Annotated in this window: 13 protein-coding genes; 1 reads left to right on the plus strand and 12 read right to left on the minus strand. The window is 71.1% G+C overall.

Going from position 1 to position 23,870, the window contains the following annotated elements:
* Window positions 1-4 precede the first annotated feature (4 nt).
* The 9 genes from ACFWNV_RS01220 to ACFWNV_RS01260 all read right to left on the minus strand — a co-directional run bounded on the left by ACFWNV_RS01220 (window position 5) and on the right by ACFWNV_RS01260 (window position 21,221).
* A complete protein-coding gene (locus ACFWNV_RS01220; RefSeq protein WP_383938582.1) occupies window positions 5-1,042 on the minus strand; it encodes an aldo/keto reductase in 1,038 nt (345 codons plus the stop codon).
* The gene (locus ACFWNV_RS01225) at window positions 1,039-4,962 is read right to left on the minus strand and encodes an ABC transporter ATP-binding protein (RefSeq protein WP_383938584.1); all 3,924 of its coding nucleotides are present in this window, start codon (window positions 4,960-4,962) and stop codon (window positions 1,039-1,041) included. The genes ACFWNV_RS01220 and ACFWNV_RS01225 overlap by 4 nt, the downstream gene beginning before the upstream one ends.
* Window positions 4,959-6,344: an LLM class flavin-dependent oxidoreductase gene (locus tag ACFWNV_RS01230; protein ID WP_383938587.1), complete on the minus strand. Its 1,386-nt coding sequence runs from the start codon at window positions 6,342-6,344 to the stop codon at window positions 4,959-4,961. Before ACFWNV_RS01230 ends, ACFWNV_RS01225 begins: the two co-directional genes overlap by 4 nt.
* Window positions 6,328-7,167: an ABC transporter ATP-binding protein gene (locus ACFWNV_RS01235; protein WP_383938590.1), complete on the minus strand. Its 840-nt coding sequence runs from the start codon at window positions 7,165-7,167 to the stop codon at window positions 6,328-6,330. The genes ACFWNV_RS01230 and ACFWNV_RS01235 overlap by 17 nt, the downstream gene beginning before the upstream one ends.
* Window positions 7,143-8,135, minus strand: coding sequence for an ABC transporter permease (locus ACFWNV_RS01240; protein ID WP_383938592.1), 993 nt, complete (start codon window positions 8,133-8,135; stop codon window positions 7,143-7,145). Before ACFWNV_RS01240 ends, ACFWNV_RS01235 begins: the two co-directional genes overlap by 25 nt.
* Window positions 8,132-9,196 (minus strand): ABC transporter substrate-binding protein, encoded by a 1,065-nt coding sequence (locus ACFWNV_RS01245; RefSeq protein ID WP_383938595.1) that lies wholly within the window; start codon window positions 9,194-9,196, stop codon window positions 8,132-8,134. The genes ACFWNV_RS01240 and ACFWNV_RS01245 overlap by 4 nt, the downstream gene beginning before the upstream one ends.
* Before the next feature lie 44 nt (window positions 9,197-9,240).
* Complete coding sequence (locus tag ACFWNV_RS01250) at window positions 9,241-9,735, minus strand: flavin reductase family protein (protein WP_383938598.1); 495 nt, start codon at window positions 9,733-9,735, stop codon at window positions 9,241-9,243.
* Between the two features lie 389 nt (window positions 9,736-10,124).
* Entirely contained in the window at window positions 10,125-11,378 is a 1,254-nt protein-coding gene (locus tag ACFWNV_RS01255; protein WP_383938601.1) for an ROK family protein, read from the minus strand.
* Window positions 11,379-12,395: 1,017 nt separating this feature from the next.
* Complete coding sequence (locus ACFWNV_RS01260; RefSeq protein WP_383938604.1) at window positions 12,396-21,221, minus strand: SpvB/TcaC N-terminal domain-containing protein; 8,826 nt, start codon at window positions 21,219-21,221, stop codon at window positions 12,396-12,398.
* 208 nt (window positions 21,222-21,429) lie between these two features.
* On the opposite strand from ACFWNV_RS01260, the gene ACFWNV_RS01265 reads away from it, so the two are divergent.
* Window positions 21,430-21,765, plus strand: a complete 336-nt coding sequence (locus ACFWNV_RS01265; protein WP_383938607.1) for a VOC family protein — start codon at window positions 21,430-21,432, stop codon at window positions 21,763-21,765.
* An 89-nt stretch (window positions 21,766-21,854) separates the two neighbouring features.
* Here ACFWNV_RS01265 and ACFWNV_RS01270 read toward each other — a convergent pair whose 3' ends face one another.
* From ACFWNV_RS01270 to ACFWNV_RS01280, 3 genes are all read right to left on the minus strand, one after another.
* Window positions 21,855-22,607, minus strand: coding sequence for a hypothetical protein (locus tag ACFWNV_RS01270; RefSeq protein WP_383938610.1), 753 nt, complete (start codon window positions 22,605-22,607; stop codon window positions 21,855-21,857).
* Between the two features lie 81 nt (window positions 22,608-22,688).
* The gene (locus ACFWNV_RS01275) at window positions 22,689-23,231 is read right to left on the minus strand and encodes a hypothetical protein (protein WP_383938613.1); all 543 of its coding nucleotides are present in this window, start codon (window positions 23,229-23,231) and stop codon (window positions 22,689-22,691) included.
* A 27-nt stretch (window positions 23,232-23,258) separates the two neighbouring features.
* A complete protein-coding gene (locus tag ACFWNV_RS01280) occupies window positions 23,259-23,834 on the minus strand; it encodes a hypothetical protein (RefSeq protein WP_383938616.1) in 576 nt (191 codons plus the stop codon).
* Window positions 23,835-23,870 lie beyond the last annotated feature (36 nt).

Consider the following 23,870-nt stretch of genomic DNA (forward strand, 5'->3'; position numbering starts at 1 on the left):
CCGGTCAGCCGCGCGGGCGGCGGCGCAGGAGGGGGTCGGACAGCGCCGGAGCCACGTATCCGGCGTCCCGGGCGGACAGGTTCGTGCCGGGCGGCACGATCTTGTCGATGCGGTCGAGCACGTCCGCGCTCAGCCGCACCCCGTCGGCGCCGAGCTGGCTCTCCAGCTGCTCGAAGGTGCGCGGTCCGATGATGGCCGAGGTGACGGCGGGGTGTTCCAGGACGAAGGCCAGGGCGAGCTGCACCAGGGTCAGTCCCGCCTCCTGCGCCAGCTGGGCCAGGGCCTCGGCAGCGTCCAGCTTGGCCGCGTTCCCGGGGTCGGCGATGTCGAAGCGCTCGGCCTGCCGGTCGATCCGGCTGGAGGTGGGCTGGTCGGCACCCTTGCGGTAGCGGCCGGACAGCCAGCCGCCTGCGAGCGGGCTCCAGCTGAGCACGCCCAGCCCGTACTGCTGGGCGACGGGCAGGACCTCGCGCTCGATGCCGCGCGCGAGCAGCGAGTACGGGGGCTGCTCGGTCACCACCCGTTCGCGGCCGCGGCGCTCGGCGAGCCACTGGCCCTCGACGATCGCGGAGGGCTCGAAGGTGGACGTGCCGATGTAGCGGATCTTGCCCTGGTGGACGAGGTCGCTGAGCGCGCCGAGCGTCTCGTCGAAGTCGGTCTCGGGCTCGGGCCGGTGCACCTGGTAGAGGTCGATCCAGTCGGTGCCGAGCCGGCGCAGGCTGTTCTCCACCTCACGGATGATCCAACGGCGGCTGTTTCCCTGCTCGTTGGGGTCGGAGCCGAGGCTGCCGTGGAACTTGGTGGCCAGCACCACGTTGTCCCGCCGGCCTCCGGCGAGCGCCTTGCCCACGATGGTCTCCGACTCCCCCGCCGAGTACACGTCGGCCGTGTCGACGAAGTTGATGCCCGAGTCGAGGGCCCGGTGGATGATGCGGACGCTGTCGTCGTGGTCGGTGTTGCCACGAGCCCCGAACATCATGGCGCCCAGGGCGAGCGGGCTCACCTTGACGCCGGTGCGTCCCAGCAGGCGGTATTCGGTCATCGTGCGCTCCCGTTGACGAGTTGATCGGTATGGGTGTCGGTGTGGTCGGTAGGGGTGCCGGCCGGGACCGGAGCCGGAATCGGCTGACGGACGTCCGTCCCGCCCGGCCGGTAGGCGTCCCACAGGCGCCGGTACGGGCCCTGCGCGGCCAGGAGTTGGGTGTGAGTGCCCGTCTCCACGACGGTCCCGGCGTCGAGCACCACCACCCGGTCCGCGCGGGCGGCCGTGGTGAGGCGGTGCGCCACGACCACGGTGGTGCGGCGCCGGGTGAGGGCCTCGACGGCGGCGGTGACCCGCCGTTCGGTGGCGAGGTCGAGCGAGGCGGTGGCCTCGTCGAGCAACAGGATGTCGGGGTCGACCAGTTCGGCCCTGGCGAGGGCGAGCAGCTGGCGCTGGCCCGAGGACAGGCCCCGGCCGCGTTCCCCGATCTGCGTGAGGTAGCCGTGCGCGAGCGTGGCCACCATCTCGTGGGCTCCGACGGCCCGGGCCGCGGCCTCCACCTCCGCATCGGTCGCCTCCGGGCGTCCGTAGGCGATGGCGTCGCGGACGGTGCCGCCGAAGAGGTGCGGCTCCTGCGGGACGATGCCCAGCCGGCGCCGGTAGTCCGTCAGATCGAGTTCGCGCAGGTCGTGGCCGTCGACGCGGACGGCCCCGGCGGCCGGATCGTAGAAGCGGGCCAGCAGTTTGACCACCGTCGACTTGCCCGCGCCCGTGGTCCCGACGAGGGCGACGGTCTCGCCCGGGGCGATGCGCAGCCCGATGCCGTGCAGCACGTTCCGGTCGGACCCGCCCGCGTAGTGGAAGGACACCTCGTCGAACTCGATCTCGCCGCGCAGTGCCTTCACGGGCAGCGGGGCGGTGGCCGGCGGGGTCCCGGCGGGCATGCGCATCAGGCTGCGCAGCCGGTTCATGCCGATGACCGCCTGCTGGTACCCGTCGAAGACCGGGGACAGCTGCTGGATCGGGGCGAAGAACAGCTCGACGCAGAGCAGGAACGCGATCAGGGTGCCGGCGGTCAGCCCGCCGGAGACGACCTGGCCGGCTCCGACGGCGAGGACGGCGGCCGTGGACAGCGTGCCGAGGAACTCCACGAAGGGGAAGAAGGTGCCCATGTACCGCTGCGCCCGCAGCCGGGACGTGCTGAACGCCCGGGCGAGGGCCGCGAAGTCCTCGGCGTTGCGCCGTTCCCGGCGGAAGGCCTGGGTGATGCGCACGGCTCCGACGTTCTCCTGGAGGTAGGCGTTGACCGCGCTGATCTGCTCGCGGGCCTCCAGGTAGGCGGGGACCGAGTAGTGCCGGAAGAGGGCGGTGGCGAGGATCAGCGGGGGCAGCGCGGCCAGCAGGACCAGCGCGAGCTGCGCGTCGATGACCAGCAGGGACACCAGGACGCCGAGGACCGTCAGCAGGCTGACGACGGCCGTGATGAGGCCCGTCTGGAGGAAGTTCGACACGGCGTCCACGTCGGTGGTCATCCGGGTCATGATCCGGCCCGCCGGTTCCCGCTCGTAGTAGTCGAGGCCGAGTCGCTGCAGCTGGGCGTACGTCTTGACCCGCAGGGTGTAGAGGAGCCGCTCGCCGGTCCGCCCGGTGGTGAGGACCTGGGCGATGCCGAGGAGCCAGTTGGCGACGACGACCGCCGCCGCGGCCGCGGCGGCCGTCAGCAGGACCCCCCTCGCCTGCCCGGTGACCCCGCTGTCCACGCCGTGCCGGACGAGTACGGGTACGGCGATCTGCGCGAGCGCGTCCACGGCGACCAGCAGGAGCCCGCCGAGCAGCGGGATCCGGAAGGGGCGCAGCAGGGAGCCGAGGCGGAAGCCGGGGTCTCCGGCCACGGCCTGGGCGAGCGGGACGCCGGGCTCGGCAGCGGGCATCGGGGTCTTCTCCAGGGCGGCCAGGAGTTCGGGGGACGGCGGGGCGGAGCCGAGTACTCCGCTGCCGGGTCCGCCCCGGCCGGGGCCGGAGGCCGCGGCTGCGGCGAGGGCGTTCGCGGCGCGTACCGCGGTGCCCTCGTGGCGGACGGGGCCTTCCCCGTCCGGCCGTCGCCACAGCTCCGCGGTGACGCCGCCGACCGGCACGCCGAGTGGGGGCGCGGTTCCGTCGCCCGCGTCGGGGGCATCGGCGTCGTCGGGACGGAGCGAGGTGGACAGCAGGGACCGGAAGAGGGCCGAGCGGGCGCGCAGCTCGTCCGGCGTGCCGATGTCGGTGATCCGGCCGCCGTCCATCAGCGCGACGCGGTCGGCGAGTTCCAGGGTCGACTCCCGGTGGGCCACGATGAGCGTGGTGCGCCGCCGGCCGGCCTCCGCCAGGGCGGTGTGGATCTCCGCTTCGACCCGGGCGTCCAGGGCCGAGGTGGCGTCGTCCAGGACGAGTACGGCGGGGTCGATGAGCAGGGCGCGGGCGAGGGCGACCCGCTGGCGCTGGCCGCCGGAGAGCGTCAGTCCCTGTTCGCCGACGGCGGTGTCGTATCCGTCGGGGAGCCGGTCGATGAACTCGTCGGCCCGGGCGAGCCGGGCCGCCTCGCGGATCTGCGCGTCGGTCGCGTCCGGGCTCCCGTACGCGATGTTGGAGCGGATCGAGTCCGACAGGAGGAGGCTCTCCTCGAAGACGAAGCCGATCCGGGACCGCAGGGAGGCCAGGGCGAGGTCGCGTACGTCGTGGCCGCCGACGGACACGGTGCCCGACCGGGTGTCGTAGAACCGGGGCAGGAGCGCTGCGACCGTCGACTTGCCGCAGCCGGCCGGGCCGACGAGGGCGAGCGTCTCCCCCGGCCGTACGTCCAGGCTGAAGCCGGACAGCAGCGGCGCGGCCTCGCCGTAGCCGAAGGTCACCCCGTGCCAGGACAGGGCCGGGGCGGCGGGTCCGAGGTGGTGTGCGCCGGGCGCGTCGTCGATCGCGGGTGCTTCGTCGATGATCTCCAGGACGCGTTCGGCGCCCGCCCGGGCCTGCTGCCAGACGGTGAGGAGGGTGGCGACCTGGCGCACCGGTGTGACGAGGGATCCGAGGTAGGCGGTGAAGGCGAGGAAGGTGCCCAGGGACAGCCGGCCGTCGATGGCGAGCCAGCCGCCGAGGGCGAGCACCGCCACTTGTCCCAGGGCCGGTACGGCTTGCAGCGCGGGGTTGTAGCGGCTGGTGAAGGCGACCACGCGGAGCCGGGAGGCGAAGAGCGCGCGGACCCGTTCCTCCAGCCCGCGCAGTTCGCGGTGTTCCTGGCCGAATCCCTTGACGACGCGCACCCCGGTGACGGTGGCCTCGACGGTGGACGCCACCTCGGCGGCCTCCTGCTGGGCGTGCCAGTTGGCCGGGAAGAGGGTGCGGCGGCTGTGCAGGGCGATCGTCCACAGGGCGGGCCCGACGATCAGGGCGACCACGGTGAGGAGCGGCGAGAGCCAGGCCATGAAGCCCAGGGAGACGCAGAACATCATCGCGTTGCCCGTGAGGTTGGGCAGGAACTGGAGCAGGGTCTGGATGAGGGTGATGTCCGAGATGGACCTGCTCACGACCTCTCCGGTGCGCAGGCCGTCCTGCTGGGGCCCGCCGAACCGCAGCAGGGAGGCGAAGGCGTCGTTGCGCAGGTCGTACTGGACTGCGAGGGAGAGCCGCCCCGAGCGGTAGCGGCGTACGAAGGAGGCCCCGAAGCGGACCGCGCCGAGGGAGCCGAGGAGCACGATCCAGGGTGCCAGGGCGCCGCCGTCCGCGGCGGCGACCTCGTCGACCACGTGGCGCAGGACGAGGGGCAGGCAGGCGGCGGCGACCGCTGCCACCGCCGCGGCTCCGAAGGCCAGCAGGACGTCGGTGCGGTGGCGCAGGCAGTAGCCGACGAGGCGCCGGGCCCAGTCGTCGGCCGGTGCTCCGCCCGCGGGGCCGGCCGCCGCGTCGTGCGCGGCGGCCGGCTGCGTCGTGGTGGTGGGACAGCCCGTCACCGGGCCTCCACCAGGCCGGTGCCGGGGTGGCCGGCGGGCACGGCGGGGCCGTCGGAGGGGTGTCCGGCGGGGCGCGGGAGGCCGTAGTGCTCGCGCAGGGTCGTGCCGGTGTACTCGGTGCGGAACAGGCCGCGTTCCTGGAGGATCGGCACCACCTGGTCGACGAAGCGCTCCAGCCCGGAGGGCAGGATCGCCGGCATGATGTTGAAGCCGTCGGCGGCGCCGCTGTCGTACCAGTGCTCGATGGTGTCGGCGACCTGTTCGGCGGTGCCCGCGAAGGTGCGGTGCCCGCGGCCTCCGCCGAGGCGTCCGATCAGCTGCCGTACGGTCAGCCGTTCGCGGCGGGCCAGTTCCACGACGAGGGTGTAGCGGCTCTTGGCCCCCTCGATCTCGTCTTCGGTGGGGATGTCCCCGGGCAGTTCCGAGTCCAGGTCGAGGGCCTCCGGGGCGATGCCGATGCGCAGGGCCAGCTGCCGCTTGGCGTACTCGGGGACGATGAGCCGGTCCAGTTCGGCGTCCAGTTCGCGGGCCTCGGCCTCGGTGTCCGCGATGACGGGGACGATGCCCGGAAGGATCTTGATGCCGTCCGGGTCCCGGCCGAGGGCCAGGGCGCGCCGTTTGACGTCCTTGTAGAAGGCCGTCGCCTCTTCGAGGGTCTGCTGCGCGGTGAACACCGCCTCCGCGTAGCGTGCCGCGAAGTCCTTGCCGTCCTCACTGGAGCCGGCCTGGACGAGGAGGGGGTGCCCCTGTGGGGAGCGCTCCACGTTGAGCGGGCCGTCGACGCGGAAGAACTCGCCGCGGTGCCCGATGGGGCGGACCCGGTCGGCCAGGGTGTGGACGCCGGCCTCCTTGTCCGCGACGATGGCGTCGTCGGACCAGCTGTCCCAGAGCTTCGTGGCGACGTCGACGAACTCGGCGGCGCGCCGGTAGCGCTCGTGGTGCAGCGGGGTGTCGTCGAGGCCGAAGTTGCGTGCGGCCTCGGCTCCGGCGGTGGTGACGATGTTCCACCCGGCGCGGCCGTTCGAGACGTGGTCGAGGGAGGCGAACCGCCGGGCCAGGTTGAAGGGTTCGTTGTAGCTGGTGGAGGCGGTGGCGATGAGCCCGATCCGGCTGGTGACCGCGGCCAGCGCGGTCAGCAGGATGGTCGGCTCCAGCTTGCTGGAGGGCCGGCGCCCGGGGTCGCCCTGCAGGACGGGGCTGTCGGCGAGGAACACCGAGTCGAGCAGGCCGCGTTCGGCGATGCGGGCGAGGCTCTGGTAGTGCGCGATGCCGGTGCCGCCGTCGGCGGGGCTCTCGGGGAGCCGCCACGAGGCCTCGTGGTGGCCCACCGACATCAGGAAGGCGTTGAGGTGGAGGGGCTTGCGCTCAGGTGTTCGTGACATCGGGGTGGTCCTTCTGGTGGTGGTCGGTGGCCGCGGTGGGCGTGGGCGTGGGCGTGGGCGTCGGGTGCTCCGATACGCCGAGGGCGGCCAGCAGGGTGTCCCGGTGCTCCTGGAAGCCGGGGTGGCGCCGGCTCCGGGGGGTGGGCAGGTCTACGGCGAGGTCGAGGGAGATGCGGCCCTCGTCCAGGACGAGCACGCGGTCGGCGAGCTCCACCGCCTCGTCCACGTCGTGGGTGACGAGGAGCACGGCGGGACGGTGGCGTTCGTAGAGTTCGCGCAGCAGTCCGTGCATGCGGATCCGGGTCAGGGCGTCGAGCGCGCCGAACGGCTCGTCGGCCAGCAGCAGTTCGGGGTCGCTGACCAGGGCGCGGGCCAGGGCGGCACGCTGCTGTTCGCCGCCGGACAGCTCGTGGGACCAGGCCCGCTCCCGGCCCGCGAGCCCGACCTCCGCCAGGGCCCGGACTCCGCGTTCGCGGACGCCCGGTCCGCGCAGTCCGAGGGTGACGTTGTCCAGGACCCGCAGCCAGGGCAGCAGGCGGGAGTCCTGGAAGGAGAGGGAGACCCGGTCGGGGACGGTCAGCTCGCCCGCTCCCTCGACGTCGTGGTCGAGGCCGGCCACGGCGCGCAGCAGGGTGGACTTGCCGGAGCCACTGCGGCCCAGGAGCGCCGTGAACTCACCCGCGCCGAGGGTGAGATCGAGTTCCTTGAGGATGATCCGGTCACCGAAGCGGCGGACCAGCCCGCGGGTGCGTACCGCGGCGGGGGCGAGGTCCCGTACCCGGGTACCGGGCCCGGCGGTCAGCCCGCCAGCGTGCGCCGCCATGACAGGGCCCTCCGTTCGATGGCGCGCACCAGTGCGTCGGAGGAGAAGCCGAAGATCCCGTAGGCCACCAGACCGACGATGATCACGTCGGACTGCGCGTACTGCTGGGCTTGGAACATCATGTAGCCGATGCCGCTGGTGGCGTTGATCTGCTCGACGACGATCAGGCCCAGCCAGGCCGAGGTGACGCCGAGCCGCAGTCCGACGAAGAATCCGGGCAGGGAGCCCGGGAGGACCACCTTGCGCAGGAACCGCCACCGGCTCAGCCCCAGCACCTCGGCGAGTTCGACGTGACGGTTGTCGATGCTGGTGAGCGAGGCGTAGGTGTTGATGTACATGTTCACCGCGACGCCGAGGGCGATGACGGTGACCTTCATCTGCTCGCCGATGCCGAGCCAGAGGATGAGCAGGGGCAGCATCGCCAGCGAGGGGATGGCGCGCTTGATCTGGAGCGGCCCGTCGACGAGGTACTCGCCGGTGCGGCTGAGTCCGGCGATCACGGCGGCCGCGACACCCGTCAGGACTCCGAACAGCAGTCCGAGGGCCGCGCGTTGGAGCGAGATGAGCAGGTTGCCCTGCAGCCGGCCGTTCGCCACGAGATCGCCCGCGGTGGCGATCACCGTGCCGGGGCCGGAGAGGATGCGGGGGTCGAGGAAGCCGGCGGCGGACGCCGCCCACCAGACGGCGATGAGCAGCGCGGGCCCCAGCAGCCGGCCGAAGGGGACGCCGCGGCCGGGTCCCAGCCGCCGGGCCTTGCGGCCGACGGGGCGCCGGCGTCCGGGGCGCCGGGACGGGGGCTCCGCTACGGGACCGGTCTTGCCGGTGCTGGTGCTGGTGTTGGTGTTGGTGTTGGTGTCGGTGACGGTGTCGGTGCTGGTGCCGGTCTCTCCGATCACCGGCCCGGGGCGGTCCGCCAGGGCCCCTGGGGCCGCCGTCTGCACGCGCAGGTCCGTCAGTGCCTCGCTCATGCCCCCTCCCGGAATCCGGCCGGGACGGCCGCCGCCGCGAGGCCCTCGAAGCGCCGGTCGAACAGGGACTTGGCGTCGATCTTCGGCACGAAGCCGCCTTCCGCCATCAGGTCCGCGGTCTCCTGCTCCCACGCGATGGCGTTGTCCCAGTTCGCCGGAAAGCGGGGCTTCGCCAGGGAGTCGACGATGCGCCGCCCGTCGGCCGCGCTGACGCCCTGGTCCTTGACGTAGTACGCGTCGATCCACTGGTCGGAGTTGTCCCACGCCCAGGCCACGCCCTGCGCCCAGAGCGTGACGTAGCCGCGTACGGCGGCCGCCTTCGCCGGGTCGTTCAGGACCTCCAGCGGCGCCCACAGGACGGTGAGCAGGTCGACGACCTCGGTCGGTATGCCGCGGGCGCCGTCCTTCCCGTACTGGGTCAGGTACTTGGTCAGGGTCGGCTCGCCCAGGGGTGCGACGTCGACCTGCTTCGACTGGAGCGCGGTGAGGAACTGCGTGCTCGGCAGCGCCACGAGCTGGACGTCTGAGTGGGCGAGCCCGGCCTTCTTCAGGGCCCGCAGGACGACCACGCCCTGGGCCTGCCCCTGGGAGAAGGCGATCTTCTTGCCCTTGAACTCCTCCGCGGCCTTGATGGACGAGCCGGGCGCGGTGGCGAACGTGTAGGTGGGCTTGGGGCGTTCCTGCACGGCGACGATCCGGGCCTTCACACCGATGGCCTCGGCCTGGATCGGCGGGATTCCCGCATTGCTCGCGATATCGATCGAGCGGGCCCGGAATCCCTGGATGATGTCGGGGCCCGCGTTGAGGTTGACCCACGAGGAGACTTTGAAGGGAAGGTTCTTGTCGAGTCCGGACGTGGCCAGTTGGATCTGTGAGGTCCGCACGGCCACGGCCAGGGAGGTGCCGGCGGGCGGCGGTCCGGTGGGCAGCTCGCCCACGGGTCCGGAATGGGCGGCGTTCGTGGTCTGGGGGGCGCATCCGGCGGCGGCCAGGAGAGCGCTGCCGGCGAGCGTGAGGAATCCTCTGCGCGCCAACGGGGGCGGGGAAGTGCGGGAGGGCATGGACGTTCCTGTTCTCATGACGGGGATGCGCCGGTCGCCGGGGTTCACAGGGACTGGTAGGAGCCGTTGTGGAAGAGCAGGGGCCGGCCGTCCTCGGCCTGCCAGGCCTCGACGACGCGGGCCACGACGATGTGCGCGTCTCCTGCGGGCACGAGCTGTTCGACCGCGAGGCGGAGCCGGCCCGTGACCCCGTCGAGGGCCGGCTCGCCCCCGGGCAGCCGGTGCCATCGGGTCGGGGCGGCGAAGCGGTCGATGCCGCTGGTCGCGAAGCGCCTGGCCAGGTCCTCCTGGGCGGAGTCGAGGAAGTTGACGACGACCGACTCGGCCCGCTCCAGGTGCGGCCACGAAGAGGAGCTCTTCGCGATGCCGAAGGAGACGAGGGGCGGGTCGAGCGATACCGAGGCCAGGGACGTGGCCGTGAAGCCGACCGGGCCCGCCCCGGAGTCGGCCGTGACCACCACGACTCCGCCCGGGTAGGCGCGGAAGACCTGCTTGAAGCGGGCCGGCTCGACCAGGTCCGCCGCCGGGTGCGAGGACAAGGAAATGCTCAATGTTCCCCCAAGGTGAATGGTGCCGTGCGTCGCTGCCGTTGCGCGGCACGCGCCGGAAACGGCGGTGCGGAAAAGGGCGGCAGGAACGGGGTCACGGCGGAAATGGGCGCGGCAGAGCACGGACCGGCGACGTACCGGTGATCTACCAGTGATCTACCGGTGACGTACCGGTCGCGCTCGGGAATGCCACGCGAAGACGTACGCGAAAGGAAAGGCTCAGCGCGTCATGACGGCAGTGGAAGCGCCGCCGGCTCTCGTGTCAACAACAACAGGAGCGGTGCGCGTACCGTCGGTTCCTCTGCGGACTGTTCATGAATCCAGTCTCCCTTTCGGGAGACGACCGGGTCAACAATGCAACTTTCTGAATTAAGTCGCTTTCAGGAGACGGCGGGCAGTGCGGGCCACGGACCGAGCGGATCGTCGTGCAGGGCGCCCAGGGCGACGGCCGCGCCCGCCGTGGCGAGCACCGAGCCCGTGAAGCTGCTCGGTACGACGGACCGGGCGGCGTCGTCGCACACCAGGGACCGCGCCTCCACCTCGGCCCGCAACTCGTCCATGCACGCGGGCAGTCGGCCCGTTCCCGGTTCGACCACGACCAGCACCTCGGGGTCGAACATGTCCAGCAGGACCGCGGCCGCCCGGCCCGTGAGCCTGGCCCGCTGCCGGAACAGCTCGGTCGCGACGGGGTCGCCGCCGACGGCGAGGTCCAGCAGCTCGGCGAACCTGGTGACGGGCAGGCCGCGTTCGGAGGCCCGGCGCACCATGGCCGGCTCCGAGACCTCCGACTCGAGGCAGCCGGCCGTACCGCAGGTACAGCAGGCACGGGCGGAGGCGGTGCCCACGGGCAGGTGCGCCACGTTGCCCGCGCCGAAGCGCGGTCCCTGGTGCACGGCGCCCGCGGTGACGAACGCCGCGTCGACCACGTTGCCGACGAACAGCACGACGGCGCTGCCGCGGGTGCCCGCGTCACCAAAGAGCTGCTCGGCTCGCGCGAGGGCCCGCGAATGACTGTCGAGGTGCACGGGCACGCCGGTCGCCCGGGCGAGTTCGTCCCGTACGGGCACGCCCCGCCAGCCCAGTTGGGGGTGGTGCACCACGGTGCCGGCCTCGGGATCCACCCAGTGCCCGGTGGCGACGCCCAGGGCCAGTGCCGTCCTCCCCGACCCGTGCGCGGCCAGCAGCCGGGGCAGGCCGGCCGCCACCCGGGCGAGCACCCGCCCCGGTTCGGTGCCCTCGTGGGGCCGGCGCTCCTCCGCGACGATCCGCCCGGTCAGGTCCATCAGGGAGAGCGTCACGTGGGGTACCGCGATGTGCGCCCCGGCCACGAGGAACCGGCTGGTGTCGATCTCCACGGGGATGAACGGGCGGCCCAGCCCCCGGGGACCCGCGGTCTCCGGGCCCTCCCTGACCAGCCCTCTGTCCAGCAGCGCCCCGCAGTGCCCGCTGACCGACGCGGGCGAGAGCCCGGTGAGCCGGGCGATGGTACTCCGGGCGACGGGACCGTGGTCGAGGACGGCGCCCAGCACCGCTCCGGTACCGGAGGCCCTGCGCAGCGGGTTCGCACCGGCCGGCGGGATGTCGGCCCGGCGCAGCGGGGCGAGGCGGGAAGCTGAGGTCTTCGATCTGTCCACGGGGGCCTTCCAGGTCCTGTGCGGTGGCACACGACGGCCGGACGGCTCCGGGCAGGGGCGTGTGCGGGAAGCTCCACGGAGGGAGCGCTGTTCACCAGAACACGGGGACGGTGCGGGAGTTCAGGCTCCGGGCCCGCCGGCGGGCAGGACGAAGACGAGGGATCCGCGCGGTCGCCGTACGGTCAGGACCACTGACACGCGGCGGAGCAGACACGCTTCAGGTCGACGTGACCTCGTGTCGTCAGCAGCGCGGATCGGTACATGGCGCGCAACATATCCGGGGCGGCGCAACCCGGTCAATCGCCCGCCCGCCCCGCGGACAACCCCCCACGGGCCCCCGCCCACAACCCCGCCCCCACAAATCCCCGGCGAACACCGGGTGACACCCCACCCCGCCACCCGCCCACTGCGGCATCACCCGGCTCCGGCCGACACGACATCGGCATGAGCTGTACATGTTCCCCTCGCAATGCCGAGGTCAATCCGAGCTCTGGCGATCCGCACCGGGTTCCTTGCGTCTTGGATGGGGGGAAAGTTGACCCGCCTCCCGCAGTGAATCCCTTACTGTTGCCGGAGCCGAGGCGACAATTTCCGTTGCTCGCGCATGATCTACCGAGTGCGCAGGGCGGCACAACGCCCACCGCAAGACAGCTACGACGTCGGGCGACCGCCAGAACTCCGCCAGACCGTCCGCACCATCCTCATCGTCTCGCGCCAGTCGCCACGCGGTGAGCGCGTTCGGCACATCAGCGACCGACCGTGCGAGTTCAATGTCACGGGGACGGGAGCTCAGGCGAAGCCTGCCACCCCTGGCCTGCCCCAGCACCACACAAGTCAGCCGCTCGCCTCGAGGGGGCCAGTCACCTTGCTGGGTGACGTCCTCGTCCGACAGAGCAAACCTATCGACGTAGCCCGGAATGTCGCCCACAATCGTGCGAACCACCAGGCCGTAGTGCTGATGATTCGCCACCCGACAGTCGATGAGCGAATAGTCTCGCACGCTCAAACTGTCCATCATCAGCCTCCAGGGTTCCATGGAACACGTGGGAACGAGTTGAACTCGTCGAACAGGTGCGTCGGGATGGCGTATTCGACCGCCCCTTCGTTGAGGAAATCTTCCATCGGCTCGATGTCGTTCTCCCTCAGCCATCGGGACGGGGCAGTCACCTGGAATCCTTGACCGTGCGTGTCGGGATGTTGAGATGCATAATCCTCGACTCGCTGCTTGTTGCCGAAGTATGCAGACCCATCGAGCCCCTCGTCCAAATCAAGCGGATGGTTCTCGGGGTTGACTCCGTTGTCGAGCTCACTCGTGCCACGCTCTTTGGGTGAAACGCGATAGAGATCGACGGACTCACAGTTGTGAACCAGGACCGGAGCGCTACCCGCCAGCACGTAGTACGTGTGCAGGTCTTCGACCGTGAGGTTGTTGACTCGCTGGTGTTGGAGCCACGTGCGGACGGCGGTGACCTGGGTGTATGTGCCGGTGCCGGTCTGCAGGAGCATTCCGGGGGCGAGTTCCTTGGCGTAGAGCCACTTGCCCAGTTCGGGCGTCCAGAAGGGGTGGTTGTCCGTCGCGACGACCTTGCCCGGTTGGCCGCCGGGGGTGGTGACGGTGATTTCGACCAGGTTCTTCTCGCCCTCGCCGGTGATGAGCGCGGTGACCGTGCGCGGGCCGGTTTCGCCGGTCGCCGGGTCGGTGGCGGTGACCTCGTCGCCGCTGCGGACCTGGCCTATGGCCTTGGGGGTGCCGTCGGCCATCACGACCATGGTGTCCGGGGTGAAGCTGTTGCCGGTGGCGCAGCTGTCGGCGGCCTTCGTGGATCCGCTGTCGGCCGGTTTGGGTGCGGGAGGGCTGTCTGCCGCCTTCGGGACGGGGGCGGTGTCGGCCGCTTTCGCCGTCGCTGCCGCGTCGGCGGCGTTGTTGGCGGTCTTGGCGGCCTGGGCGGCGTCGAGCGCCTTGTTGCCGTACTTGGCGGCGTTCGCGGCGTAGCCCGCGCCCGGGATGGCGGAGGCGGCGGAGAGGCCGGCGTTGACGTAGTCGCCTTCCGCGGCGTACCAGCCCGCGTTGGCCAGGTCGCCGACCTCGCCGACGACCGGGACCATGCCGACGACGTCGAGGGTGGTGTGCCCGATCGTCTTCCAGGACGGCATCTTCGGCCACTTGCCGGTCGGGTCGGTGAGTTTGACCGGGTTGTTGTGGGCGTAGGTGTAGGCGGCGAGGTTGCGCGGCTCGGCGATGCCGCCCGCCATGCTCCCGTCGAGGTAGTCGGGGAGCGCCGGGTCGGTGCTCGCCCAGAGCTGGGTGCGCGGGTTGTAGTAGCGGGCTCCGTAGTAGTAGAGCCCGGTCTCCTCGTCGAGTTCCTTGCCGGTGAACTGGTAGGGCGTGTCCGCCTGTCCGGTCCGTTCCTCCACCCAGGTCTCCCCGTACGGGAAGTACTCCAGGTGTTCGGTGACCTTGCCCTGTTTGTCGGTGACGTAGCCGGAGGAGCCGATGTGGTCGGCGTGGAAGAACTGCTGGGCGTCCTCGGGACCGGTGGTGGCGACGGTCTTGGTCGTCACGCGGCTGTCGCCGACGAAGACGTGCTTGTAGCCGGTGGTGTCGCGTTCGCTGTAGTACCGGTTCGGGTACAGCGAGAGCCCGTCCTCGCTCCGTTTGACGACGCGGTCGCCCTTGTCGTCGTAGACGTAGGAGACGGTGGCGCCGGCGCAGCCGCCCGGGTCCTGTGTGAGGGTGCCGGTCGCCGTGTCCTGGTTGCAGACGAGGCGGTTCTCCTCGTCCCACACGTACTGGCGGCGCTTGTCGTCGGCAGCCGTGTTGACCGTGCTCGTCAGGTTGCCGTTGGCGTCGTAGGCATGGGTGACCGGACCGACCTTGGTCGGGGCGTGCGGTCGGGCACCGTCGTAGGCGTACGCGTAGGCGTAGCTCGTCCGGTCCTGGACGTCGGTCGGGTTGGACGGGTCCTCGACCGGTTCGATCGGCCCGGCTGCGCCGCCGCCGACCGGGAAGGCGGGAGTGCCGCCGGTGACCTGGTGGGTCTGCGTCTTGCTCGTGGTGTTGTGGATCGAGTCGTAGCCCAGGCTCAGCGTGTACGTGTTGAGCGCGTTGTTCTTGTCCGTGTACCGGCCGGACGCGGAGGTGAGCCGGTACTGGTCGTCGTATCCGTAGGTCTGGCTGCTCGGACCGCCGATGTCCCCGCCCTGCGGCGCGTTGTTCGCCAGCGAGGTGATGTTGCCGATCTTGTCGTACGTGTAGCCCAGGTTCTGGAACGCGGTTCCGCCGGGCGTCTCGGACTTCAGTGCTCCGAGCCGGCGGTCCTCGGCGTCGTAGGTGTAGGTGGTGCGGACCCCGTTGCCGGTCTGCTGGAGGATCTTCTGCCCGAACTTGTCGTAGTCGACCCGGTCCAGGTACGTGTAGCCGGTGCCGTTCTTGGATCCGGTGGCCCGGGCGACCTGGCCGCCCGAGTCGTAGTCGTAGGTCAGGACCTCGCCGTCGGGGTAGGTCATCTGCAGCACGCGGTTGAAGGCGTCGTAGCGCCAGGCGGTGGTGTAGGTGCGCGGGGCGTCGCGGACCGCGGTGATCGTGCGGGTCTCCTTGATCACCTCACCCAGCGCCCCGTAGGCGCGCTTCACCGTTCCCGCCGCGTCGTGGACCTCGGTGACGCGCGAGGCCGTGTTGTCCGGTGCGCCGGGGGCTCCGTACGCGTAGGAGACGTCGTTCGCCGGGAACGTCGGGTAGCGGACGGCCTTCAGCCGCGAGTACTCGTAGTCGTACTCGACGGCCTTGTCCGCTGCCCGCAGGTTCGCGGTGGTCTTCGACGTGACGTTCCCGGCGAGGTCGTAGCGGGTCTCGGAGCGCCCGGCGTCCGGGCTGTCGAACGAGATGCGGCGGCCCAGGGCGTCGTAGCCGGCGCGCGTGACGTTGTTCTTGTCGTCGGTGACCGTCGTGACCTGACCCGTGGGGTCGTACGCGTAGCTGGTCCAGATCTCCGAGGAGCCGTTGAACTCCTTCACCGAGGTGGTGGCACCCCGGAGGTCGGTGTAGGTGCGGCGCTCCTTGCCGTTGCCGTCGGTCACCGTCCGCTCGAAGCGGGTCGCGCCCGCCCGGTCCCCGCCGAAGCCGTATCCGGTGCTGGTGGTGACGCCGTCCGGTTGCACGGTCCTGACGGAGCGGTCCAGGACGTCGAAGGTCTCCTTGGTGGGTGCCACGGAGTCGAAGGAGGCGTTGAACGTGGTGTTCGCGGCTCCCTTGTCCTCGGTCACCGGGTAGTACTTCTCCACGGCGCGGCCGAGGTGGTCGAACTTCAGCCGGCCTGAGACCGTCATCACCCGGGTGGGCGTGGTCCCGGGCGAGGCGGAGACCGAGGCGTCCTTCTTGGTCTGCAGGACCCGGCCCAGGCCGTCGCTGAAGGTGACGGTGTCGATGGTGTCGTCGCGTACCTCGGAGGCGGCCCGGTCGAGGTGCTTGGTCGTGGCGTACGGGACGGTTGCCTCGGGGTGGTAGCCGAAGGTGATCGTGGCCCGGTCGCCGTCCTTCTCGTAGGGCCCGGTCACCTTGTCGAGCCGGCCCACACCGTCGTACGACATCCGCAGCGGCTGGCCGTTGTGGTCGGTGTTCCGCTCCGGCTGCCCGTATTTGAGGTTGTACGCCGTGGTCGAGCGGTAGCCGAAGCTGTCCTCGACGGATTCGACGTGTACGCCGACGGTGGTGTCGTAGCCGTACTCCAGCTTGTAGCGCTGCCCCTTCGCGTTGGCCGGACCGGTCACCGATTTCAGGTTCCCGTCCGGGTGGTACGTCAGGTCGGAGACGGCCGCGGTGTCCTCGTCGAGGTACTCGCGCACCTGGCGCGTGACGCCGGTCGCGCAGTCGAGGGTGAGTTCGCGGTGCCGCAGGAGGGTGCCGGTGGCCGCGGCCTTCTGCCGTATCGCGTTGGCGGTGCCGACGAGGTGGCGGTCCCGGCACTGCGGGTCGGAGCCGCTGTAGCCGAAGAGGGTCTCCAGGTCGTCCGCGGCTCCCTCGTCGCCCGTGGCGAAGGTGCGGGTGACGTTGCCGTACTCGTCGTAGGAGAGGTCGGTGAAGGTGGACTTCCGTGCGGCGGCCGCGCCTTCGTAATGCTTCTCCTCGACGCGGGTGAGCTGCGGGAAGACGGTGGCGGTCCCGCTCTTCGGGTCGGCGTCCTGGCCCGTGGAGGTGTCGAGCAGCCGGTAGGTGTTGAGCGTCTCGCCGTACGGGTGGCCGGCGCCGTCCGCGGTCACCGTACGGGTGAGCAGCCCGCGGCCCACGTATCCGTCGGTGCGGTACTCGTCGGTCACCGTGCGGCGAACGGCATCGTCCGCACCGGTGTCGCGGCTCTCGGCCACCACCCGGCCGAAGCCGAGGAACTCGCGTTCCATCCGGTCGTGGCGGCCCTGCTCGTAGCGGAAGGTGGTCAGACGTGTGTCGGCGCCGTCGCCCGCGAGGCCGTCGAACACCGAGGTGCGGGAGAGTACCCAGCGGCTCTCCTGCTGGGCGGCGGTGTTGCCCGTGCGGGTGTAGTCCAGGTCGATGCGGGCGCCCATCGGGCGGCTGACGGAGCGCAGCAGGTTGGTGCGGCCGGTCTTGTTGACCGCGACGAGGAGTTCGTCGTCCCGGGTGGACTTGACGTGGTCGGCGAGGCCGTCGCCGTTGACGTCGCGCAGGCTGGTCTCGGCGCGGCTGATGCCGGTGGACGCGTTGACGCCGGGGTTGAAGACGAAGATGCCTACGGGGGTGGGCAGGCCGACGGTGAAGTAGACGCCCCCGCCGAGACTGGCGTTCTTGTCCACGGCGATCTCGGGGAAGCTGCCGCGGAAGGGGGCGGGCGCGGTGAAGCCGGTGCCGGTGTTGACCGCGACCTTGATGGGGTTGGCGCCGTCGGTGAACACCCGGTCGGTGAGGCCGTCGCCGTTGACGTCCGTCATGCTCGCGTTGGTGAACGAGGTGCCCAGTTCGGCGGAGACACCGCCCGCGAAGCCGTAGCGGTCGACGTTGAAGCCGAGGTTGACGCCGACGTTGCGGGTGGACGCGTCGTTGATCGGTCCGGCCGACCAGGGTTCGCGGGCGGCGAAGGAGTAGCCGAGGTTCAGCTGGGCGTCGCCGTTGGCGAACACCTTGTCCGGCAGCCCGTCCCCGTTGATGTCGATCAGGTCGACGCGGACGTCGGACTCGCCGCCGCCGAGGCTGCCGCCGATGCCGAGCGAGGGCTGGACCGCGCCGGTGGTGGCGGTGTTGGCGCTGGTGCCCGCGTCGGGCGCGGCCATGCCCAGGGCGCTGGCGATGGTGGCGGACTCGCTGCCCGCGGAGTACGACACGTTGCCGGAGACGTTGTCCGCCTCGCGGACGTTGCCGCCGAGGGTGCCGCGCGTGGCGCCGAGCGCGCCCGTCATGTCGGAGAACTGGATCTCCTTGGCGCCCACGACGTCGGGGTAGCCGTCGCCGTTGAGGTCGAGGTAGTCGACCGAGCCCGCGGTGATCCCGCCGACCACGGTGCCGCCGAACGGGCCCGCCGCGAGGGTGGCCGAGACCTGGCCGGTGACACCGCGGCGCATCACCGCCCGGTCGCCCGCCACGTCGGCGTCGGTGACGATGTCGATGGTGTCCGCGCCGAGGCGGGAGCTGGTAGCCATGGCGCCGGTGATCCAGGAGGACTCGTCCTGTGCGGCCCAGCCGCCCTTGGCGGGAACGGGGGCGAACACCGCGAGCCGCGGCATGGCGAGCCGGGGGTTCGCGGTGAATCCCGGGACGTCGGCTTCCTTGGGCTCCTTGGGAAGCGCGTCCTTGAAGCTCTGGTCCAGGGCGAGTTCGGCCTGCTTGAGCGGTTGGGTGGCGCGGTCGCGGTTGCCCTGGTAGCCGATCACACCCCAGCCGCGGTAGGGCTGGGCGAAGGCGCCCTGGCCGACGGAACTGTGCAGGGCGCTGGGCGCCGGGGTGAAGGTGGGCCAGCTGGAGGTCACGTCATAGGTGACCGACGCGGACTGCTCGACGAGCAGTCCGCGCAGCCCGGTCTCCGTCGTGGAGTAGTCGATGTAGAGCTCGTCGCCGGCGGTGACCGGCACGGTCAGGTCCAAGTTCGGGCCACCGAAGGGGGAGGCGTCCTTGGCCTGGAAGACCCGCTTGCCGACCAGCTGCCCGCCGCGCTTCTTCACCGTGAACGCGATCTTGGCCTCACCGAGGAGGTTGAAGTTGAAGGACAGCTTCGGCCGCACCTTCAACTGACCGGTCTTGGTCGCCTTGTAGGACTGCTGCGGCGCGGCGAGGGTGTCCGCCGGGTACATGTCCATGTCGTACGGCGGGGTGATCACCATCGTGGGCTCGCCCGCGGCGTCGACGACCGATTCGACCCCCTGCGCGGCCGTGTAGTGCGCCTTCGGCGCCCAGCTCACCGCCGAGGCGTCGATCGGGGAGTCGGTCTTCAGCTTCCACGACATCTTCTCGAACGTGCTGACCGGAATGCTCACGTCGATCCCGGTGGTACCGGTCGACGCGGCGGGCAGGACCTTGCGGAACACCTCCGCGCCGGGGTGGACTCCGTTGCCCTTCTCGATCACCACGGTCACGTCGTCCGAGGTCGCCTTGGACTTGACCACGTCACCGGTCAGCCGCAGCGTGCCGTTCACCGGTACGGTCACCAGGGACGGCCTGCCGCCGAAGGTGAAGTCGGCCGACGCACGGAACACGGTGTTCGCCAGCCCGTTCGCGTCCGTGCCGGCCGGCAGGTTGGTGTAGGTGATCGCCGGGTCCCAGGCCACGGTGTCGTACTTGCCGTCCAGCACGGACTGCGTGCGGAAGTAGAGCGCGTCGCCCTTCTTCACCGGAACCGCCGCCACGTTGCCCGGGGCGAACTCGCTGTGGTCGTCGGGGCCGATCCGCTGCACCCAGAGTTCGGCGTCCTTGTGCTGGACGGTGACCCGCACGCCGTCGGCCTTGGTGTAGGCCGCCCGCGCCGGGGAGGGGTCCTGGGTCAGCTGCACGCGGCCGTCCACGCGGACGGTGCCGTCGAACGGCGCGACCCAGCGGCGCACCGAGTCCAGCAGCGGCGAGTTGTCCACCTGCTGGTTGAACTGCGCGGTCTGATCGCCGACGATCTCGCCGGTCACCGTGCCGCCCCCGATCGGCGCCGGGGTGTGGGCGGAGTCCGCGCTGTAGGCGGGCTGCCCCTTGTCGTCCAGGTAGCCGAACAGCACGCCGCCGTTGTTCACCAGGTCGGCTATGCCGTCGCCGTTGACGTCGCTGAAGAACCGGTCCGAGGTGGTCGTGGTGCCCACGAAGTCCAGCTGGGCCGAGGTGGTGAGGACGTACGACTCGACGCCGATGGTGCCGGACAGGGTGCGCTCGGTCGAGATTCCGGGGAGGTTGGTGAGCTTGATCGGAGTGTCGCCGAACTTCGCTTCACCGCCTGGTGCGGCCAGATTTGGCCGGTAGAACACCTCGTTGTTCTTGCGGAACACCTTGTCCGGCAGGTTGTCGCCGTTCACATCGGTCAGCGTCGACAGGCCGTCGGACTGGCCCGCGCTGAACCCGACCTTCAACCCGACGGAACCCTCCTTGGCGGGCAGCCCCTGCACGTTGTAGCCGGCGAACAGGTGCGCGCCGAAGCCGACCGAGGTGTTCGCCGAGATCGCGCTGGCCTCGCCCTCGCGGATGTTCACCCCGAGGTCGTCATCCGGTACCGACCAACGTGCCGCGTCGGCAAAGGCGTTGTAGTTCCCCGACGGGTCGCGCACGTCGTCGAAGTAGTCGAACGCGTGGGTGTTGAACAGCTGGTTGGTCTCGCTGAACTGCGAGACCGAGGTGAGCAGCGTCTTCGCGAACGCGCCGGTCCGGTAGTTCAGCTCGTAGGCGCGGATCAGCTGGTCGTCCAGCTTGACCTCGACGCGCCGCAGCAGGTCGGCGGTGACCTTCTTGAACCCGTACTTGGCGTCGATCCGCACGTCCGCCCGGCGGGGCTCGCCGCGCTCACGGTCCCGGATGAACGTCACCGAGTACCTGCCGTCGGTGTCGCCCCGGCCGGTGTAGGTGATCTTCTGCGGGTACAGGTCGCTGCCCGGCACCGTGGAGCCCGCCGTGCCGCCGTCCGCCACCTTGGCGTACCGGTAGCGCAGGACGTTGTCGCTGCCGTCGCGGACCTCCCGCGCCGCCCAGGTGGCGAGGCGCCCCTTGCCGTCGGCGAGCGTGCTGTCGGCCGTGCCGCCGAAGAGCGTGCGGACGCCCTGCTTGTCGGTGACCTCCCACCAGTAGTTCGCGGGGCTGTCGCCGTGGCGCACGATCCGGTCGAAGGAGCCCTCCACCCGGGTGTGGAACACCTTCTCCGCGGTGCGCGCCTGCAACGCGCCGCGGTGCGCCACCGGGGTCAGCTGCTCACCGCCCAGCAGGTAGGTCTCGGTCTCCAGTCCGGCGTCGTAGCGCGGCACGCCCCAGCGCGTGTCCACCGTGACCATCGGGGTGGCGAGGTCCCACCCGGCGCCGAGCCACCCGTTCGTCCCCGAGGAGTTGTAGGCGACGGCCAGCTTCGGCTCCAGGCCGGCGCGGCCCTTCGGAACCTCCAGCGGGTACGAGAGCCGCGCGTCACCGCTGTTGTTCGCCGAGGGCGCCTCGATCAGGTTCACCCCGGAGCCGGGGTCGGCCGCCTTGATGTCCTTGATCTGGTTCGGGTTGAACGACGTGCCCTCCGGCCCCTCCGGCCCGGTGACCGCCGACCCGGCGTCCGGCACCGTCGCGGCGGCGCTGCGCAGCAGCTCGGGCGAGGTGAGCCCGGACAGGGTGAGCACCACGGCCAGGATGACGGTCACTCCCGGCCGGCTGCGGACCGTGCGCTGGACAGTCATCAAAGAGCCCCCGTACCGCCGGACGTCTCCGGAGCACGAGTCGTCCGACGACCTCCGCCCCCTGTGCTACCAAACGGTAGTTCGTGAGCCCGATGGTTCGAACAGCCTTTCTGGCCAAGGCCCGTCGGCGTGGTAACGATCCCGCAACGGGAGCCGCCCCGCCGGTGTCGGGCACGTGGGACATCCCTCCTGCCCTACGGTGAAGCCCATGGCGCTGTCGGCGAAGATGATCACCATTGACTGTGCGGAACCCCGGGAGCTCGCCGACTGGTGGGCGCAGGCCCTGGGAGTCGAAGTCGCCGAGGACTTCGGCGAGTTCGTCATCCTCGCGGCCCGCCCGCTCGTCCTGGGCTTCCAGCGCGTGCCCGAGGGGAAAGCGGGCAAGAACCGTGTCCACGTCGACTTCGAATCCCCGGACCGCAGGGGCGAGGTCGACCGGCTCGTGAAGCTGGGAGCGAAGGTCGTCGGCGAGCACACCGCCCCGGGCTTCGAGTGGACCACCTTGCAGGACCCCGCCGGCAACGAGTTCTGCGTCTCCGGCTGACCCGTCCGCACGCTTGCGGTGGCCGGGTCCGGCGAGGGCCGCGGCGGCGGCGGACTCGTCAGGGGGATCACCCTGCCCATCGGGCCCGGTCAGCGGCCGAAGGTGTCGATCCCCTCCACGAGCCAGTGCCCGTCACGATCCACCAGATCGACGGCGAACATCGCTCCCGCGTAGACGCCCTGGTCCTGGGCGCCCTGTTTCTCGGTTCCCGCCGTACTCGCCGTACTGACGCTGCTCTGGTCGGCATAGACCAGGACGCGGGCCCGGTCGCCGTCGATCCGCTCGACCGCACTGTCCGTGACCGTCGTGGTGATCACCGTCTTCTGCTTCTCCGCCTGGGCCAGGACCTCGTTGAAGAGCGCCCGGTGCTGGGTGACGGCCTTGCCGGTGAGCAGGGTCTTCGACGCGCTCTCGAAGGCGGCGGGTTGCGCGTGGTCGTAGGAGAAGAGGGAGGCGACGGCCTTGGCGGTCTGGCCCTTGATCTCGCTGGTACGGGCGAGGTCGGTGAGCGCCGTGTTCGCCCGTACGGGATCGTCCCGCAGCGCCGCGGCCCGGCTCTGGGCGTATCCGGCGCCGGAGCCGAGGAGGACGGTGAGGGCGCAGAGGACCAGGAGGGGGGCGAGGTGCTTCTTTCCCCGACTGACCTCGCGGCCGGCCGTCCCGGCCCCTTCGGCCGGTACGGGCGCCTTTTGCCGCTTCGCTTCGGCCGGTACGGGTGCCTTGTGCCGCTTCGCTTCGGCCTGCTCGGGCGCCCCTTGCCGCTTCGCTTCGGCCGGTACGGTCTGGCTGCCGACGGCCTGGCGGCGGCGCTGGCGGTTGATGAGGTGGCGGGTCGTCGACATCGTGCCTGTCCTTCTCTGGTGCGTGCGGCTCTCGGATGCGGCCGGCTCGGATGCGCCTGGCTCTCGCGGTACGGCGGCCGGTCAGCCGGTCGCCGTGCCGCCCACGGGGGCCTGACCCAGCGCGCTGAGCTTCCAGTGGGTCCCGGTGCGGCTCAGTTCACCGAGCATGCGGCTGTCCTTCTCGCTGCTCTTGTCGTCCGCGGCCTTCACGGTGATCCGCAGGGCGACCAGCACCTTGGCCCGCCCCGTGCGGTCGTCCAGTTCGGTGACGGCGCCGGACAGCACCCGGGCGGTGGTCACCGTCTTCGCGGCCTTGACCTGTTGGGCGAACTCAGTGCGTCCTTGCACGAGTTGGTCGTGCAGGTCGCCGGTCGTGGACGACTCCCACAGGTCCAGGCCCTGGTCCACCTTGGTGTGGTCGAGGGTGTTGAGGTTCTGCACGGCCTGTTCCGCAGCCGCGAGCGCCCGGTCGCGCTGGACGGCGTACGCGGCGGACTCGTCGTGGCTCGCCCCGTACCAGTCCTGGGCCGCCCACGCGGCGAAGCCGCCCGCTACCAGGGTGAGCGCGAGGGCGACGGCCAGGATCTGCCGGGTGCCCGCGAGGGCCCGGACCGCGAGTGTCATGGGGTGTTCCCGTCTCCCGCTCATCTCTCAGCGGGTCTTGATGTCGACGATCTGCCAACGGTTCTCCTGGAACCGGGCAGTGACGGTCAGCTGGGCCGCGGCCGAGGTCGTGGCGCCCTCGTCCCGCCGTGAGGTCTGGTCGAGGAGGACCAGGAGGCGCGCGGTGTCCCCGTCGAGTTCGATCACCCCGGAGCGGACGGCCCGCGTATTGAGGGTGATCTTCTGCGTCTCCAGGTTGGCGCGGAGCTGGGCGAACAGGTCCCCGTACTGCCGGGCCGCCTTCCCGCCGAGCACCGTCCGCGCCGATCGCTCGGTGGCGTCGGCGCCGGTGGGGGTGTACGAGAAGATCCGGGCAAGGCCGTCGCTGACCTCGCCGCTCACCCGTTCGGTGGCAGCGGTGTCGGTGAGGGCGCGGTTCTGGGCGGACGGGGTGGCGCGCAGTCGGTGTGCGCCGTAGAAGAAGGCGCTCCCACCCAGCAGCAGGAGGGCGACGGCCGCCGCCACGGCCGGGGTGCGCCACCGGCCGGCGAAGCGGGAGCGGGCCCCCCGGGCGTCCGGTTCGCCTTCGGCACCGGAGTGACCGTCGGCCGTCGTGTCCCGCACGGCCGGGCCCTCCGTCTGGGCAGCCCCCTCCGTCTG

Source organism: Streptomyces sp. NPDC058401, assembly GCF_042722885.1.
Lineage (GTDB): Bacteria > Actinomycetota > Actinomycetes > Streptomycetales > Streptomycetaceae > Streptomyces.